Origin of the sequence: Rathayibacter sp. AY1A2 (assembly GCF_002930935.1) — a bacterium.
Taxonomy (GTDB): domain Bacteria; phylum Actinomycetota; class Actinomycetes; order Actinomycetales; family Microbacteriaceae; genus Rathayibacter.
The window spans coordinates 31,707-47,517 of the sequence record NZ_PSTP01000010.1; the positions used below are offsets into that span (position 1 = coordinate 31,707).

Sequence of the window (15,811 nt, forward strand, 5' to 3'; positions counted from 1 at the left end):
CCACAAGGAGCACCTCAGCATGGATCTCGGGATCACCGGCCGCACCGCCCTCCTCACCGGAGGCGACTCCGGCATCGGCCTGGCCACGGCGCAGCTCCTCCTCGCCGAGGGCGCGACCGTCGTGATCACCGACAAGGACCAGGCGGAGCTGGACCGGGCGGCGGCCGGGCTCGACGCTCCGGAGGGCCGCCTGCACGCCTTCGCCGCCGACGTCACCAGCACGGAGCAGCTCGTCGAGCTGCATCGCCGCGTGGCCGGAGCGGTCGGCGCGATCGACATCCTCGTGCAGTGCGCCGGAGTCACGGGGGCGCAGGGCCTCTTCCACGAGATCGACGACGAGGGCTGGACCAGCACCCTCGAGGTCGATCTGGTCGGGCCTGTGCGGCTCGTGCGCGAGTTCCTCCCCGACCTCCGCACCGGAGGCTGGGGCCGGCTCGTGCTCACCGCCTCCGAGGACGCCGTGCAGCCCTACGACGACGAACTGCCCTACTGCGCCGCGAAGGCGGGCGTCCTCGCCTTCGCCAAGGGCCTCTCGCGCTCCTACGCGCAGGAGGGCCTGCTCGTGAACACGGTCTCGCCCGCGTTCATCCGCACTCCGATGACCGACGCGATGATGTCCAAGCGCGCCGAGCAGCGGGGCACCTCGGTCGACGAGGCGATCTCGTCCTTCCTCGACGAGGAGCGCCCGTACATGGAGCTGAAGCGCCGGGGCGAGGCCGAGGAGGTCGCAGCCGTGATCGCCTTCCTCTGCTCCGACCGCGCCTCGTTCGTGAACGGCTCGAACTACCGCGTCGACTCCGGATCCGTCGCCACGATCTGATCCCCGCAACCACGGGCCCCGTCCAGCGCGCGCACCCCGCGCGTGCGGGCGCCGTCCAGCCGAAGAAGCCAGACTCGGGGCGGGACACCGCACCCGGCACTGCAAGAGAAAGGAACGGTCCATGACCACCACCCTCGAACGCCACGTCGAAGCCCCCGCGGGCTCCGGTGCCAAGACCAGCCGCCGTCAGAACGCCGAGAAGGGCTTCAAGGCCTCCAAGGAGCTGCTCGACAGCCTCCAGATCGTCCTCGTCGACCTGATCGAGCTCCACGTCCAGGGCAAGCAGGCCCACTGGAACGTCGTCGGCAAGAACTTCCGCGACCTCCACCTGCAGCTCGACGAGATCATCGAGGCCGCGCGCGAGTTCAGCGACGACATCGCCGAGCGCATGCGCGCCCTCCACGGGATCCCGGACGGCCGCAGCGACACCGTCGCCGCGACCACCACCCTCCCCGAGTACCCGCACGGCGAGATCGACACGGCCGAGACCGTCGACCTGGTCACGATCCGCCTCGAGAACACCGCCGCCACCATGCGCGAGGTCCACGACCAGGTGGACGAGGAGGACCCGACCAGCGCGGACCTCCTCCACGCGATCATCCAGAGCCTCGAGCAGTACGCCTGGATGGTGTCGGCCGAGAACCGCACCACCTCCGCCGCCAAGTAGGGGCGAGCACCGGGAAGGGGACTCCGCGTCAGCGGGGTCCCCTTCCGTCTGCCCGAGCGGTGTCGAGTCGCCGTGCAGTCCGGATCAGTAGGGTCGTGGCATGAGCACGCAGGTCTCCGAACTGTTCGACGCGCACCGCTGGGCGGCCGTCGACGGCTTCGACGCACTCGAGGACATCACCTACCACCACGACCGCTCCGGCCGCATCGCGCGGGTCGCGTTCGACCGGCCCGAGGTCCGCAACGCGTTCCGGCCGCGCACGGTCGACGAGCTGTTCCGCGCCCTCGAGGACGCCCGGACGAACCCGCGCGTCGGCGTCGTCATCCTCACCGGCAACGGCCCGAGCCCGCGCGACGGAGGCTGGGCGTTCTGCTCCGGGGGAGACCAGCGGATCCGCGGCCGCGACGGCTACCGGTACTCCGACGGCGAGACCGCCGAGGGCATCGACTCCGCGCGGAACGGCCGCCTGCACATCCTCGAGGTGCAGCGCCTCATCCGCTTCATGCCGAAGGTCGTCATCGCGGCCGTCCCCGGCTGGGCCGCGGGAGGCGGGCACTCGCTGCACGTGGTCTGCGACCTCACCCTCGCCTCCGCCGAGCACGGGCGCTTCAAGCAGACGGACGCCGACGTCGGCTCCTTCGACGCGGGCTACGGCTCGGCGTACTTCGCCCGCCAGATCGGGCAGAAGGCCGCGCGCGAGGTGTTCTTCCTCGCGCGGGAGTACTCCGCGCAGCGCGCCTACGAGATGGGCGCCGTGAACGCGGTCGTCCCGCACGCCGAGCTCGAGACGACCGCGGTGGAGTGGGCCGAGACGATCCTCACCAAGTCGCCCACGGCCATCCGGATGCTGAAGTACGCGTTCAACGCCGTGGACGACGGCCTCGTGGGCCAGCAGCTCTTCGCGGGCGAGACCACGCGCCTCGCCTACGGCACCGACGAGGCCGTCGAGGGACGCGACTCCTTCCTCGAGAAGCGCGAGCCCGACTGGTCGCCGTTCCCGTGGCAGTTCTGAGCCGGAGGGCACGCAGGTGACCCGCCCGCTCGCCGGTGTCGACGCGACGGTCGAGGCCGTCCTCCTCGCTCTGCGCGCGGCCCTGGACGGCAGCGGCCCGGCGATCCGCGTCTCCGCCCCCGGCGCTGCGACCGCCTCCGAGGATGCCGTCGTGCCGCAGCGCGTCGCCGCCGTCGTCGAGACCTCGGGCTCGTCGGGGCCGCCCAAGCGGGTCGCGCTCTCGACAGCGGCCCTGCTCACCAGCGCCTCCGCGACCCTCGCCGAGCTCGGCGGGCCGGGACGCTGGCTGCTCTGCCTGCCGACGCACTACGTCGCGGGACTGCAGGTGCTCGTCCGCTCGCTGACCGCGGAGTCCGACCCGGTCGTCCTCCCGGCCGGCGGCTTCGACGCGGCGGCCTTCCTCGCTCTCGCTCGGACGATGCCGGCGGGGGAGCGGCGGTACTCCTCGCTGGTCCCCGTGCAGCTCGCGCGGCTGCTGGACCTCGCCGAGCGCGATCCGGCCGCGGCCGAGGCGCTCCGCTCGTTCGACGCGCTCCTGATCGGCGGCCAGGCGACGCCGCAGCCGTTGCGGGACCGCGCCGCCGCCCTCGGTGCGCGCATCCGCCTGACCTACGGATCGAGCGAGACGTCCGGCGGCTGCGTCTATGACGGCGTCCCGCTCCACGACGTGCGGATGCGCGTCGAGGACGGGCAGGTGCTGCTCGGCGGGCCGACCCTCGCGGAGGGCTACCTCGACGCCGACGGCGCGATCGACCACGAGCGCAGCGCCTCCGCCTTCCTCGAGCTCGACGGGGAGCGCTGGTACCGCACGGGCGACGCGGGGTCGATCGTCGACGGGCGCCTCCGGGTGACCGGTCGGCTCGACCGCGTGATCGTGTCGGGCGGGGAGAAGGTGTCGCTCGACGCCGTCGAGGCCGTGCTGCGCGAGGGGACCGTCCCCGACGCGGTCGTCGTGCGGCGGGCGGACGAGCAGTGGGGCGAGGTCCCGGTCGTCGTGACGGCGGAGGAGGCTCCCGCGCTCACCGACCTGCGCGCCCTGATCGCCGACCGCCTCGGGCGCGCCGCCGCTCCCGCGGCCGTGCTGCCCGTCGGCCGCATCCCCCTCCTCGCCTCCGGGAAGCCCGACCGCCGCGCCCTCGAGGTGCTCGCCGAGCAGGCCTGACCGGCTCCGAGCGTCGACGGGCCGGTGGGTAGGATTCCCTCCGTGTCGAGTACGAGTCGCAAGAAGAAGTCCTCCAGCGGCCGCCCCGGGGGCAGCCCGCGAGCGGTCGTCGTGAAGCCCGCCGGTCCCCGCGAGTGGATCGCCGGCGCCCGCCTCCGCACCCTCCCGCTGGCCGTCGCCCCCGTGCTCATCGGCACCGGAGCGACCCAGGTCGTCGACGAGGGCTGGCACTGGGTGCGCGCCCTGCTCTGCCTGGCCGTCTCGCTCGCCCTGCAGATCGCCGTCAACTACGCCAACGACTACTCCGACGGCGTGCGCGGCACCGACGCCAACCGCGTCGGACCCTCGCGGCTGACCGGCTCCGGAGCGGCGAAGCCCCGCCAGGTGCTCACCGTCGCCCTGGTCTTCTTCGGGATCGCGGCCGTCGCCGGCCTCGTGCTCACCGCCCTCTCGGGGCAGTGGTGGTTCCTGATCGTCGGCGCGGCGGCGATCGCGGCCGGCTGGTTCTACACCGGCGGACGCCGCCCCTACGGCTACCTCGGGCTCGGCGAGCTCTTCGTCTTCGTGTTCTTCGGCCTGGTCGCCACCGTCGGCACCACGTTCGTGCAGATCGGCCGCACCAACCAGGAGTCGTGGCTCGGCGCCGTGGCGGCGGGCCTGTTCGCCTGCGCCGTGCTCATGGTCAACAACATCCGCGACATCCCGACCGACCGCCTCTCGGGCAAGCGGACCCTCGCGGTCCTCGCGGGACCGGCCGTGTCCCGGGCGATCTACACGGGCTTCGTGCTGATCCCGTTCGGCATCGCGGTGATCCTCGCGCTGTTCTACCCGCTGGCATGGCTGACGCTCTTCGTGCTTCTGATGATCCTGCCGGCCATCCTGATCACCCTGACGGCGAAGACGGCGAAGGAGCTCATCCTGGCGCTGCAGCTGACCAGCCTGGGCGGGCTCGCCTACGCGGTCATCCTCGGGGCGGCGCTGGCGTTCTAGAGCGGCGGCTCGCACGAGGCGGGCTCGGGTGGGCCGGATTCGGGTGAGAACTGCTGTTGCGTGCCGGGCCTGGTGCGAGCGGGGTCAGTGCGTCCGAGGGGAGCCCTCGCCGGCGGGAGCGCCCGGCTCAGCGGTCGTCGCGGGTCGCGTCGACCGCGGCGTCCTCGACGTCGTCGTCGGTCGGGGCGCGCGGGACATCCTTGCGGCGCTCGTAGATCGCCTCCGCGATGCGCTCGCGGGGCTTCCTCAGCAGGATGTAGGAGAGGGACAGGCTCGCGATCGCGGCGACGAAGCCCGCGGTGACCGCGGCCGTCAGCTCCGAGTCGACGAAGGTGCGCGCCGGCAGGTACACCAGCACGAAGACGCCGGCGAACATCGCCAGGCGCAGGAGCGAGTAGACGACGACCGCGCGGCTCAGTTTCACCGGGACAGTGTACGTCGGCCCCTGCACGCGCTTCCGTGAGCACCGTGGGAGCCTCCTGTCCAGCGTCCGTGCGGACCCTTCCCGACGGGGGTGCCGGACGTAGACTCGTGTCCATGATCCGCCTCGTCATCGGCCTGCTCGTGGCCCTCGCCGTCTTCACGGTCTACACCGTGATCGACGTCGCGATGAGCAACCGTCACGCCGTGCGGGCGATCCCGAAGTGGTCCTGGCTCCTGGTGGTGCTGATCCTCCCGGTCATCGGTGCGGGACTGTGGTTCTGGATCGGCCGCCCCCGAAAGCAGCGCGCCGCCGGCCGCCGCTACACCGCTCCGGACGACGACCCCGACTTCCTCGGCACCCTCCGCACCGAGCGCGACCCCGAGGAGGAACGCCTGCAGGCCGAGCGCATCGCCCAGCTCGAGCGCGACCTCGCCGACATGGACGAGCAGGGCGAGGCCGACGGCCCCGGCCGCCGGGATGCCTGAGCACCGGCCGGTCGCCCCCTCCACCCGATTCGCGGTCGACCTCCTCACCCGCTTCGTCGCGCTCGGCGTCCGCGACGTCGTCGTCGCTCCGGGCTCCCGCTCGCAGGCGCTCGCCCTGGTGGCGGCCGAGCTCGAGACCCGCGGCGACGTCCGGCTGCACGTGCGGATCGACGAGCGCTCCGCGGGGTTCCTGGCGCTGGGCCTCGCCCTCGAATCCGGGATGCCGGCGCTCGTCATCACGACCTCCGGCACGGCGACCGCGAACCTGCACCCGGCCGTGCTCGAGGCGGACGCCTCGGACGTGCCGATGATCGTCCTGACCGCCGACCGGCCCGACGAGCTGCGCGGCATCCGCTCGAACCAGACGGCCGAGCAGCGCGAGCTGTACGGGCGAGCCGCGCGGCTGTTCGAGGACGTCGCTGCTCCGGACGACGCCTCCCTGCCCGAGGACACGCGGGCGCTCGCCGATCGTGCCGTCACCGCGGCGCGCCGCGGGCCGGTCCACCTGAACCTCTCCTTCCGCGATCCGCTCTCCTCCGCTCTGCCGGACATCGAGCGGATCGAACCGGTCTCGTCGCCCGCCGTCGGATCCGGGATCCCGCGTGCCGTCGTGACCGCCGGCCCTGATGAGCCGCTCACGGTCGTCATCGCCGGGGACAAGGCGGGCGCCGCGGCCGAGGAGATCGCTCGCGCCGGCGACTGGCCGCTGCTCGCCGAGGTCTCCTCCGGCGCCCGCTTCGGACCGCAGCTCGTCGTCGCCTGGCGGGGCCTGCTCGGCGAGCCCGACTTCGGCGGACGCATCCGCCGGGCGATCGTGCTCGGACACCCGACGCTCTCCCGCGAGGTCCCCGAGCTGCTGCGGCGCGAGGACGTCGAGGTCATCGTCGTGGACGCCGTGCGCGAGCAGTTCTACAACCCCGGCCGGCGCGCCCGCCGCGTCGGAGGCGTCGACGTGGTCCGACCCGAGGGGTCGCCGCGTCCCGAGCGCGGCGAGCGCGCCTGGGCCGGATCCTGGGTGTCCGCGAGCCGCGCCCTGACGGTCGACCCCGACGAGCTGGACGAGGTCCCCGACGCCGGGTCGATGTCGGTCGAGGACCGCCGCGGCTACGCGCGCAACGCCCTCGCCGCGATCAGGGCACCGCTCACCCGCGACTTCGTCGTCGCCGCGGTCTGGAAGGTCACCTGGCCGCACGACCGGCTGCTGTTCGGAGCGTCGCGGCTGATCCGCGTCGCCGACGGGACCCTGCCTGGCAAGCGGATATCCGTCCTGGCGAACCGCGGCCTCGCCGGCATCGACGGCACGATCTCGACGGCTCTCGGGATCGCGGTGGCTTCGCAGGCGACCGAGCAGGGAGCCGGCGGAGTCACCCGGGCGGTCCTCGGCGATCTCACTCTGCTCCACGAGGCCGGCGGCCTCCTCCTCCCGCCCGGAGAGCGACGCCCGCGCGTGCAGCTCGTCGTCGTGAACGACGGGGGCGGCACGATCTTCGACGGACTCGAGGTCGCGTCGAGCTCGCATCCCGATGCGTTCGACCGCGTGCAGTTCACCCCGCAGAGCGCCGATCTGGAGGCTCTCGCGCGCGCCTACGGGTGGGGCCACCGTCGTGCGGCGACGCGCGGCGAGCTGGAGCAGGCGCTGACCTCGCCGGGTGACGGGCCGGGCATCGTGGAGATCCGGCTCGAGCGCTGAGTCCGCGCGGGTCCGGTCGGACGGTCCTCCACAGGTCGTCGTCGGACGCTGTTCTCCCGGGGACGCCTCGTTCGAGCTCCGCAGCTCGTCAGCTGCTGCTTCGCTGGAGGCATGGCTGATGCGGAGACCGTGCGAGGAGAGGTCCTCGCCCTCGGCGACCGGGCGGCGGCGCTCGCGAGGAGCGCCTCCCCGGTGCTCCTGTCCGCGGCGGAGGCGCTGCACGCGGGACACTGCGCGGCGCTGACCTGTCCCGACGCGTTCGCCCGAGGCTCCTCGGCGGACAGCGAGGATGCGACGGACCTCGTCGAACGGTCGATCCGAGCGGAGTTCGCCGTCGCCCTCGGGGTCTCCGAGCGCACCGCCGCCAGGGAGCTGCTGCACGCCTCGCTCCTGATGGAGGAGCTGCCGCGGACCCGGTCCGCGCTCGCCGACGCCAGGATGCGCTGGGAGGCCGGCCAGCTCGTCTGCTCCGTCGCGGCGACCCTCCCGGCAGCGGCGCGCGCGGCCTACGACGACCGGGCCGTCGACCTCGCGGAGACGCTGACCCCGGGGCAGCTGCGCCACGCCCTCGCGCGGGTGCGGGAGGAGCTGCACGACGAGCCCCTCGCCGAGCGGCACGCTCGCGCCCGCGAGGACCGCCGGGTGTGGATGACAGCCGGGATCGACGGCATGGCGACGGTGTGCGCGCACGTCCCCGCGCCCGAGGCCGTCGGAGCGCTCGCCCGACTCGACCGCATCGCGAGGGATCTGCGGGACGGCGCCGGAGGGGACCGCGATCTGCGGACGCTGGCGCAGCTCCGCGCCGATGCGTGGGCCGACCTGCTCTGCCGCGGGGACGTGGCGGGGACCACTCCGGAGGGCGCCGCGGCGCCCTCGACCGGGCTGCGCGCCGAGGTGAGAGTCACCGTGGCGGCGAGCACCGCCGCGGGTGACGACGAGGCGGCCGCCGAGCTCGACGGCTACGGGCCGATCCCCGCCGAGGCGGTGCGAGCGCTCATCGACGACGCCGCCGCCTTCACTCCCGTGCTGACCGACGAGGAGACCGGCGCGGTCGTCTCCGTCGGGCGCCGCCACCGCCTCCCGCCGCCGAGGATGAGGCTGCTGGTCCGCCTCCGCGACCAGACGTGCCGCTTCCCGGGCTGCACCCGGCCGGCGTCCTCGACGGAGACCGACCACAGCGTCGAATGGCGGAACGGGGGAGAGACGACTCCCGACAACCTCGCCTCCCTCTGCGTCGCCCACCACCACGTGCGCCACGGCGACCGCTGGACGTATCTGCTCCATCCGGACGGCACAGCGGACTGGACCACACCGACCGGCCGTCGCGTGACGACCCGGCCGCCGGCGCTGCCCGGGCGTCCGCCGGTGGGCGCAGGACGACGGCCGGGTGCTCCCCGGCTCGAGAGCGACCCGGCGGGGTAGCCGACGGCTTCAGCGACTCCCGACGTGCGTCATGCCAGCGCGTCGGTGATCGGGCGGAACTTCATGCGGGTCTCGGCGAGCTCGGACTCGGGAACGCTGTCGGCCACGATGCCGGCGCCCGCCCAGGCCGTGACCGCGCCCTCGGCCGTGACCTCGGCGCTGCGGAGTCCGACAGCCCACTCGCCGTCGCCGTTGCCGTCGATCCAGCCGACGGGTCCTGCGTACCGACCGCGGTCGAAGGGCTCCAGGTGCTCGATGAGCGCAAGGGCGTCGGCGGTCGGAGTGCCGGCCACTGCGGCGGTCGGGTGAAGAGCATCGACGAGATCGAGCGCGCTGGAGGAGTCGTCCAGAATTCCTCGCACGTCCGTCGCGAGGTGCCAGAGGTTCGGCAGGCGGAGCGTGAACGGGGCGGCGCCGGCCGTCAGCTCCCGTGTGTGGGGCTCGAGCTCCCGGACCAGACTGGCGAGAGCGAAAGCGTGCTCTGAGCGGTCCTTCGGACTCTCGAGCAGAGCGGCTTCCACGTCCGCGTCGGCGAGGGGGTCCGCTCCGCGTGCAGCCGTGCCGGCCAACACCCTCGCCGAGATCTCGCCCCGATCGACCGCGACCAGCGTCTCCGGACTGGCGCCGAGGAATCCGTCCACGGCGAAGCCCCAGCAGTCCGGGTAACGCTCGGTGAGCGCACCCAGCATCCGACGCAGGTCCGCCCCCGGCGGGAGCCGCCCCTGCAGATCGCGCGCGATCACGACCTTGGACAGCTCGCCCGACCGGATCGTCTCCACCGCGGCAGCGACCGCCGCGCGGTACCCGTCCGGCGGCAGCGCACCCGGCGAGAGCGGCACGTGGTACTCCGCCCCCAGCGGCTCCTCGCCCGGCGTATCCGGTCCCTCCGCCTCGCCGATCGTGATCCGCGTCAGCCATGACCGGCCGTCGCGCGTCCCGATCACGGTGCGCGGCACGATCAGCACGCTCGTCGCCTCGGATCGGCTCGAGAAAGCGAAGGTCCCGAACGCGACCAGCCCCGTCCCGGGCAGTCCGACCCGGTCCTCCACCGACGCCGCGTCGCAGAGCCGCCGCCAGGCCGCCGCCGCATCCCGCAGCCGTTCCGGGCCCGAGAACTCGAGGCGCAGGGCCTCGCCGCGTCCGCTGAGGCCGGCGCCGTCGCGCTGCCAGAGGAGGGGCCGCCTCGGGTCGGAGTGGGAGAGGAGCGACTGCGGAGAGTCCAGTGGAGTCGTCTCCGCACGCAGCAGGGGGGTTCCAGCGCCGATGAGCGTCACCTCAGCAGGGTACGCCCGCGCCAGAAGTTGGGACGTCCCATGCCGCGGGGCTCGGGGCGCAGAGCTCCGTTGCTACCGTGATCCGGTCCGGGGCCGCCGCGCGAGGCGGAGCGGGGCGGTCCCGGCGCTTCCCCATGGGGGAGCGCGCCGACCGGGCGCGGGACGGCGGATGCACAGCCGCCGTCCCGCGTCTCGCCGTAGACTTGCGGATCGTGACGAAGGCAGACCTCACCAAACGGCCCGACGAGGTCGCCTCGATGTTCGACACCGTGGCTCCCGCCTACGACCTGGTGAACGGACTCCTCTCGGTGGGGAACGACCGGCTCTGGCGGATCGCGACGACTCGCGCCGTCAACCCTGCGCCCGGTGAGCGCATCCTCGACATCGCGGCCGGCACCGGCACGTCGAGCGCGTCGCTGGCGCGGTCGGGCGCCCAGGTCGTCGCAGCCGACTTCTCCCCGGGGATGATCGCCGTCGGCCGTCGCCGTCAGGCGGGCAACGACCGGATCGAGTTCGTCCAGGCCGACGCGATGGACCTCCCGTTCGAGGACGAGTCGTTCGACGCCGTGACCATCTCGTTCGGTCTGCGCAACGTGGCCGAGCCGAGGACGGCGCTCGCCGAGTTCCTGCGTGTGCTGAAGCCCGGCGGCCGGGTCGTGATCTGCGAGTTCTCGACTCCGCCGATCGCTCCGCTGGCCGCCGCGTACGACTTCTACCTGTCGACGGTCATGCCCGCCGTCGTGCGCCTCGCGTCGTCGAACAATCCTGCGTACGACTATCTCGGCGATTCCATCCGGGCCTGGCCGGAGCAGAGCGTCGTCGCCGCCTGGCTCCGCGCGGCGGGCTTCGAGCGCGTGGCCTACCGCGATCTGACCGCGGGCATCGTGGCGCTGCACCGCGGCGTCAAGCCGATCGCGGCGACCCGATGACGACCGGGGTCCGCACAGGCCGAGACGTTAGGGTTTCCCTGTGAACGCCACTGCGCCCGTCGCCCGTCGCAGCCCGTCTCTGACGGCGCAGCTCGGCCTCTCCGAGCGCATCTTCTCCTCCTCGTCGGACCGCGCTCTCGCCCGCACGATCGACGCGGGTCTGGAGCAGGTCGAGGAGGGTCTCGTCCGGCAGCTGTCCTTCGCGGACGCCGTGGCCGACGTCTCCACCCGGTACCTCCTCGAGGCGGGCGGCAAGCGCGTGCGCCCGATGCTCACCCTCCTGGCCGCGTCGCTGGGCCGCGGCAACACGCCGCAGGTCCTGCTCGGTGCGCAGGCGATCGAGATCACGCATCTCGCATCGCTCTACCACGACGACGTCATGGACGAGGCGGAGAAGCGCCGCGGCGTCCCGTCGGCGCAGACCGTGTGGGGCAACAACGTGGCCATCCTGACGGGCGATCTGCTCTTCGCCCGCGCGAACCAGCTGATGGTCGAGCTCGGCGACAAGGCGATCCGGCTCCAGGCCGACACGTTCGAGCGGCTCGTCCTCGGGCAGCTGCACGAGACGGTCGGCCCGACCGACGGCGAGGACCCGGTCGAGCACTACCTGTCCGTCCTGGCCGACAAGACCGGGTCCCTGATCGCAGCGGCGGGCCGCACGGGAGTCGCGTTCTCGGAGGCTCCGGAGGAGTACGAGGAGGCCATGCGCGTCTTCGGCGAGAAGATCGGCGTCGCCTTCCAGATCGTCGACGACGTGATCGACCTCTCTCCCCAGCCGGAGGAGACCGGCAAGAACCCCGGCACGGACATCCGCGCCGGCGTGTCGACGCTGCCGATCCTGCGCCTGCGCGAGCGCGCCTCCTCGGACAGGGAGGCCGCGGCTCTCCTCGCCCGCATCGAGAGCTATGTGAGCCGCTCGAACGACGCCATCGCGCACACGGAGGAGCAGAGCGCCGACATCTCGGACGCCATCGCTCAGCTGCGCGATCACGACGTCACCGCGCAGACCCTCGCCGAGGCCCACCGGTGGGCCGACGAGGCCGTCGCCGCCCTCGCTCCGCTGCCCGACGGCTCCGTCCGCAAGGCGCTGACGCGCTTCGCCGACACCGTCGTCGAGCGCAACGGCTGACCCCGATCGTCGCGGCGCGCCCTGCGCCGCAGGAATGAGACCGGTTGTGCGCTGCGGCGCCCCGGCAGGAGGAACGCAATGACCAAGCTCAGGCTGGCCATCGTCGGCGCGGGTCCCGCGGGCATCTACGCCGCCGACCTCATGATCAAGGCCGAGAAGAAGTACGACGTCTCGATCGATCTGTTCGAGCACCTGCCCGCGCCCTACGGCCTGGTCCGCTACGGCGTGGCGCCCGATCACCCGCGCATCAAGGGGATCATCACCGCGCTGCGGGAGGTGCTCGACCGGGGCGACATCCGCATCTTCGGCAACGTGCACTTCGGGACCGACATCACGCTCGAGGATCTCAAGCGGCACTACCACGCCGTGATCTTCGCGACCGGCGCCGTCCGGGACGCTCCGCTCGACGTCCCGGGTGTCGAGCTCGAGGGCTCCTACGGTGCGGCCGACTTCGTCAGCTGGTTCGACGGCCACCCCGACGTGTCGCGCACCTGGCCGCTGGAGGCGTCCTCCGTCGCCGTCATCGGCAACGGCAACGTGGCGCTCGACGTCTCGCGGATGCTGGCGAAGCACGCCGAGGACCTCCTGCCCACCGAGGTCCCGCCGAACGTCTACGAGGGGCTGAAGGCTTCTCCCGTCACCGACGTGCACGTCTTCGGGCGCCGCGGTCCCGCTCAGGTGAAGTTCACGCCGCTGGAGCTGCGCGAGCTGGGCGAGCTGCGCGACGTCGACATGATCGTCGCCGACGAGGACTTCGACCTCGATCCCGCTTCGGAGGCCGCCATCGCGACCAACAAGCAGGTCATGGTCATCAACCGGGTGCTCAACCAGTGGCGCACCCGCGAGGTCGGGAGCGCCTCGCGTCGTCTCCACCTGCACTTCTGGGCGAAGCCGCTCGAGTTCGTGGACGACGGATCGGGTCGGGTCGGCGCGATCCGGTACGAGCGCACCGAGCCGGACGGCGAGGGCGGAGTGCGCGGCACGGGTGAGATCCGCGAGGTCCCCGTGCAGGCCGTGTACCGCGCGGTCGGCTACTTCGGCTCGCCGCTCGACGGCCTCCCGTTCGACGAGATGCGCGGCGTGATCCCGAACCGCGAGGGCCAGGTCCTGGACGACGAGGACCAGCAGGTCCACGGCGTCTACGCGACCGGCTGGATCAAGCGCGGACCGGTGGGCCTCATCGGGCACACCAAGTCCGACGCCATGGAGACCGTCGCGCACGTGCTCAACGACCAGGCGTCCTGGTGGACGCCCGAGCACCCCGAGGAGGCAGCCGTGGTCGCCCTGCTCGAGGAGCGGGAGATCGCCTACACGGATCTCGACGGCTGGCACCGGCTGGACGAGCACGAGATGGCGCTCGGCGAGCCCGAGGGCCGTGCGCGGGTGAAGGTCGTTCCCCGCGAGGACATGATCGCGATCTCGCGGGCGGAGCCGGTAGCGCTCTGACGCGTGGTCTCCGAACGGCCCTCCGGTGCAGTCCGGAGGGCCGTTCGTCGTTCCGGCGTGGACGCCTTGCGCCTCCTCTAGGATTCGGGCACCGCTCTGGACGGAGACAGCATGACCACGGCCGCGCCCCACGACGTCATCCGGGTGCGCGGTGCGCGCCAGAACAACCTCCGGGGGATCGACGTCGATATCCCGAAGCGGAGGATCACCGTGTTCACCGGGGTCTCGGGCTCCGGCAAGTCGTCGCTGGTCTTCGGCACCATCGCGGCCGAGTCCCAGCGCCTCATCAACGAGACCTACTCCGCCTTCGTGCAGCAGTTCATGGGGTCGCCGGCTCGCCCGGACGTGGAGTCGCTCGACGGACTGTCGGCCACGATCGTCGTCGATCAGGAGCGGATGGGGTCGAACGGCCGGTCCACGGTCGGCACGGCGACCGACGCGTACACGATGCTGCGGATCCTCTTCAGCCGGATCGGCGATCCGCACGCGGGCACGAGCGGTGCGTTCTCCTTCAACCTGCCGGAGGGGATGTGCCCGCGGTGCGAGGGGACGGGCCGGGTGTCGAGCATCGACCTCGACGCGCTGATCGACCGCTCGAAGTCGCTCGAGGGCGGCGCTCTCGACGCGATCCCGAACTTCGTCGTCGGCGGCTGGTACTGGAAGGGCCTCGCCGAGTCGGGCCTCTATCCGGCCGATGTGCCGATCGCCGATTTCACGCCCGAGCAGATGGACGCGTTCCTCCACCGTCCGGCCACGAAGATGGCCATCGCCGGGATGACGATGACCTACGAGGGCCTCCTGGTGAAGGTCACCCGCCTCTACCTGGCCAAGGAGGCGGCGCAGCCGCACATCCGCGCCTTCGCCGAGCGGGTGGCCACCTTCGCCGCCTGTCCCGAGTGCGGAGGCGGCCGGCTCACCCGCGCGGCACTGGAGTCGCGCATCGGGGGCCGGAACATCGCCGAGTGCGCCGCGCTGCAGGCGACCGACCTCGCCGCGTGGCTCCGCGGGCTGCAGGCGCCGTCCGTCGCTCCTATCGTCGAGACCCTCCTCGGGACGCTCGACGCCCTCGTCCAGGTCGGGCTGGGCTACCTGTCGCTCGATCGGGAGTCGGGCACCCTCTCGGGCGGCGAGGCGCAGCGGGTCAAGATGGTGCGGCATCTGGGGTCGAGCCTCACGGACGTCACCTACGTCTTCGACGAGCCGACGGCGGGTCTGCATCCGCACGACGTCTCGCGGATGATCGAGCTGCTGCGCCGCCTGCGGGACAAGGGCAACACCGTTCTGGTGGTCGAGCACAAGCCGGAGATCATCGAGATCGCCGATCACGTGGTCGACCTCGGTCCGAGGGCCGGCGCGCACGGCGGCGAGCTGCGGTTCGAGGGGACGGTGGCGCAGCTGCGCACGTCGGACACCCTGACGGGCCGTCATCTCGGTCACCGCGTCCCGCTGAAGGAGGCCGTGCGCCGTCCGACCGGGGCGGTGGAGATCCGCGGGGCCTCCACGCACAACCTCCGCGGCGTCGACGTGGACGTCCCGCTGGGCGTGCTGACCGTCGTCACCGGAGTCGCCGGCTCGGGCAAGTCGTCGCTCCTGCACGGCTCGCTCGCGGGTCGGCCCGGCGTGGTGGTGGCCGACCAGTCGCCGATCCGCGGGTCGCGGCGCAGCAATCCGGCGACCTACACCGGGGTCCTCGACGTGATCCGGGCGGCCTTCGCGAAGGCGAACGGTGTGAGACCGGCGCTCTTCAGCGCGAACTCGGCAGGCGCCTGCCCCGTCTGCAAGGGGGCCGGGATGATCTTCACCGAGCTGGGCCCCGCCGCGACGGTCTCGTCGGTCTGCGAGGAGTGCGACGGCAAGCGGTTCACCGCTGAGGTGCTCGAGTACCGCCTCCGCGGGAGGAACATCCACGAGGTGCTCTCGATGCCGATCGTCGACGCCGCGGAGTTCTTCGCGAGCGGACCGGCGCACACGGTGCTCGCCCGTCTCGTCGACGTCGGTCTCGGCTACCTCACGCTCGGACAGCCGTTGAACACGCTGTCCGGGGGCGAGCGCCAGCGCCTCAAGCTCGCGATCAACATGGCCTCGTCCGGATCCGTCTACCTGCTCGACGAGCCGACCACGGGCCTGCACCTCGCGGACGTCGACACACTGCTCGGACTGCTCGACCGGCTGGTCGACTCCGGGAACTCGGTCGTGGTGATCGAGCACCACCGCGCCCTGATGGCGCACGCGGACTGGATCATCGACGTGGGGCCCGGAGCCGGGCACGACGGAGGGACGATCGTCTTCGAGGGGACCCCGGTCGGGCTCGCGGCGGCGGACACGCTGACCGGACGCGCCCTCGCCGAGTACGCGCGCTGA

14 protein-coding genes are annotated in these 15,811 nt (G+C 72.6%); 12 read left to right on the top strand and 2 right to left on the bottom strand.

Going from position 1 to position 15,811, the window contains the following annotated elements; translation table 11 throughout:
• The first annotated feature begins 19 nt into the window (after window positions 1–19).
• From C5B93_RS10070 to C5B93_RS10090, 5 genes are all read left to right on the top strand, one after another.
• Complete coding sequence (locus tag C5B93_RS10070; protein ID WP_104292401.1) at window positions 20–820, top strand: SDR family NAD(P)-dependent oxidoreductase; 801 nt, start codon at window positions 20–22, stop codon at window positions 818–820.
• Between the two features lie 121 nt (window positions 821–941).
• Entirely contained in the window at window positions 942–1,487 is a 546-nt protein-coding gene (locus C5B93_RS10075) for a Dps family protein (RefSeq protein ID WP_104223596.1), read from the top strand.
• Window positions 1,488–1,587: 100 nt separating this feature from the next.
• On the top strand, window positions 1,588–2,499 hold the full coding sequence (locus tag C5B93_RS10080) for a 1,4-dihydroxy-2-naphthoyl-CoA synthase (protein WP_104249778.1): 912 nt from the start codon (window positions 1,588–1,590) through the stop codon (window positions 2,497–2,499).
• A gap of 16 nt (window positions 2,500–2,515) precedes the next feature.
• The gene (locus C5B93_RS10085) at window positions 2,516–3,661 is read left to right on the top strand and encodes an AMP-binding protein (protein WP_104292402.1); all 1,146 of its coding nucleotides are present in this window, start codon (window positions 2,516–2,518) and stop codon (window positions 3,659–3,661) included.
• A gap of 42 nt (window positions 3,662–3,703) precedes the next feature.
• Window positions 3,704–4,651, top strand: coding sequence for a 1,4-dihydroxy-2-naphthoate polyprenyltransferase (locus C5B93_RS10090; RefSeq protein WP_374953116.1), 948 nt, complete (start codon window positions 3,704–3,706; stop codon window positions 4,649–4,651).
• A 127-nt stretch (window positions 4,652–4,778) separates the two neighbouring features.
• Here the strand turns inward: C5B93_RS10090 and C5B93_RS10095 are convergent, their stop codons facing one another.
• Window positions 4,779–5,075 carry a DUF4229 domain-containing protein gene (locus C5B93_RS10095; protein WP_104239140.1) on the bottom strand — a complete coding sequence of 99 codons (297 nt, stop codon included), beginning with the start codon at window positions 5,073–5,075 and terminating at the stop codon, window positions 4,779–4,781.
• A gap of 113 nt (window positions 5,076–5,188) precedes the next feature.
• On the opposite strand from C5B93_RS10095, the gene C5B93_RS10100 reads away from it, so the two are divergent.
• The 3 genes from C5B93_RS10100 (at window position 5,189) to C5B93_RS10110 (ending at window position 8,672) form a co-directional block, all read left to right on the top strand.
• Window positions 5,189–5,560 (top strand): PLD nuclease N-terminal domain-containing protein, encoded by a 372-nt coding sequence (locus C5B93_RS10100; RefSeq protein ID WP_104225908.1) that lies wholly within the window; start codon window positions 5,189–5,191, stop codon window positions 5,558–5,560.
• Window positions 5,553–7,250 carry a 2-succinyl-5-enolpyruvyl-6-hydroxy-3-cyclohexene-1-carboxylic-acid synthase gene (gene menD, locus C5B93_RS10105; protein WP_104292403.1) on the top strand — a complete coding sequence of 566 codons (1,698 nt, stop codon included), beginning with the start codon at window positions 5,553–5,555 and terminating at the stop codon, window positions 7,248–7,250. Before C5B93_RS10100 ends, menD begins: the two co-directional genes overlap by 8 nt.
• 111 nt (window positions 7,251–7,361) lie before the next feature.
• Entirely contained in the window at window positions 7,362–8,672 is a 1,311-nt protein-coding gene (locus C5B93_RS10110; RefSeq protein WP_104292404.1) for an HNH endonuclease signature motif containing protein, read from the top strand.
• A gap of 29 nt (window positions 8,673–8,701) precedes the next feature.
• Here the strand turns inward: C5B93_RS10110 and C5B93_RS10115 are convergent, their stop codons facing one another.
• Window positions 8,702–9,946 carry an isochorismate synthase MenF gene (locus tag C5B93_RS10115; RefSeq protein ID WP_374953142.1) on the bottom strand — a complete coding sequence of 415 codons (1,245 nt, stop codon included), beginning with the start codon at window positions 9,944–9,946 and terminating at the stop codon, window positions 8,702–8,704.
• A 212-nt stretch (window positions 9,947–10,158) separates the two neighbouring features.
• On the opposite strand from C5B93_RS10115, the gene ubiE reads away from it, so the two are divergent.
• From ubiE to C5B93_RS10135, 4 genes are all read left to right on the top strand, one after another.
• Window positions 10,159–10,875 carry a bifunctional demethylmenaquinone methyltransferase/2-methoxy-6-polyprenyl-1,4-benzoquinol methylase UbiE gene (gene ubiE, locus C5B93_RS10120; RefSeq protein ID WP_104226060.1) on the top strand — a complete coding sequence of 239 codons (717 nt, stop codon included), beginning with the start codon at window positions 10,159–10,161 and terminating at the stop codon, window positions 10,873–10,875.
• Between the two features lie 40 nt (window positions 10,876–10,915).
• On the top strand, window positions 10,916–12,004 hold the full coding sequence (locus C5B93_RS10125) for a polyprenyl synthetase family protein (protein ID WP_104249782.1): 1,089 nt from the start codon (window positions 10,916–10,918) through the stop codon (window positions 12,002–12,004).
• 78 nt (window positions 12,005–12,082) lie between these two features.
• A complete protein-coding gene (locus tag C5B93_RS10130) occupies window positions 12,083–13,450 on the top strand; it encodes an FAD-dependent oxidoreductase (protein ID WP_104223603.1) in 1,368 nt (455 codons plus the stop codon).
• Window positions 13,451–13,561: 111 nt separating this feature from the next.
• The gene (locus tag C5B93_RS10135; RefSeq protein ID WP_104292406.1) at window positions 13,562–15,811 is read left to right on the top strand and encodes an excinuclease ABC subunit UvrA; all 2,250 of its coding nucleotides are present in this window, start codon (window positions 13,562–13,564) and stop codon (window positions 15,809–15,811) included.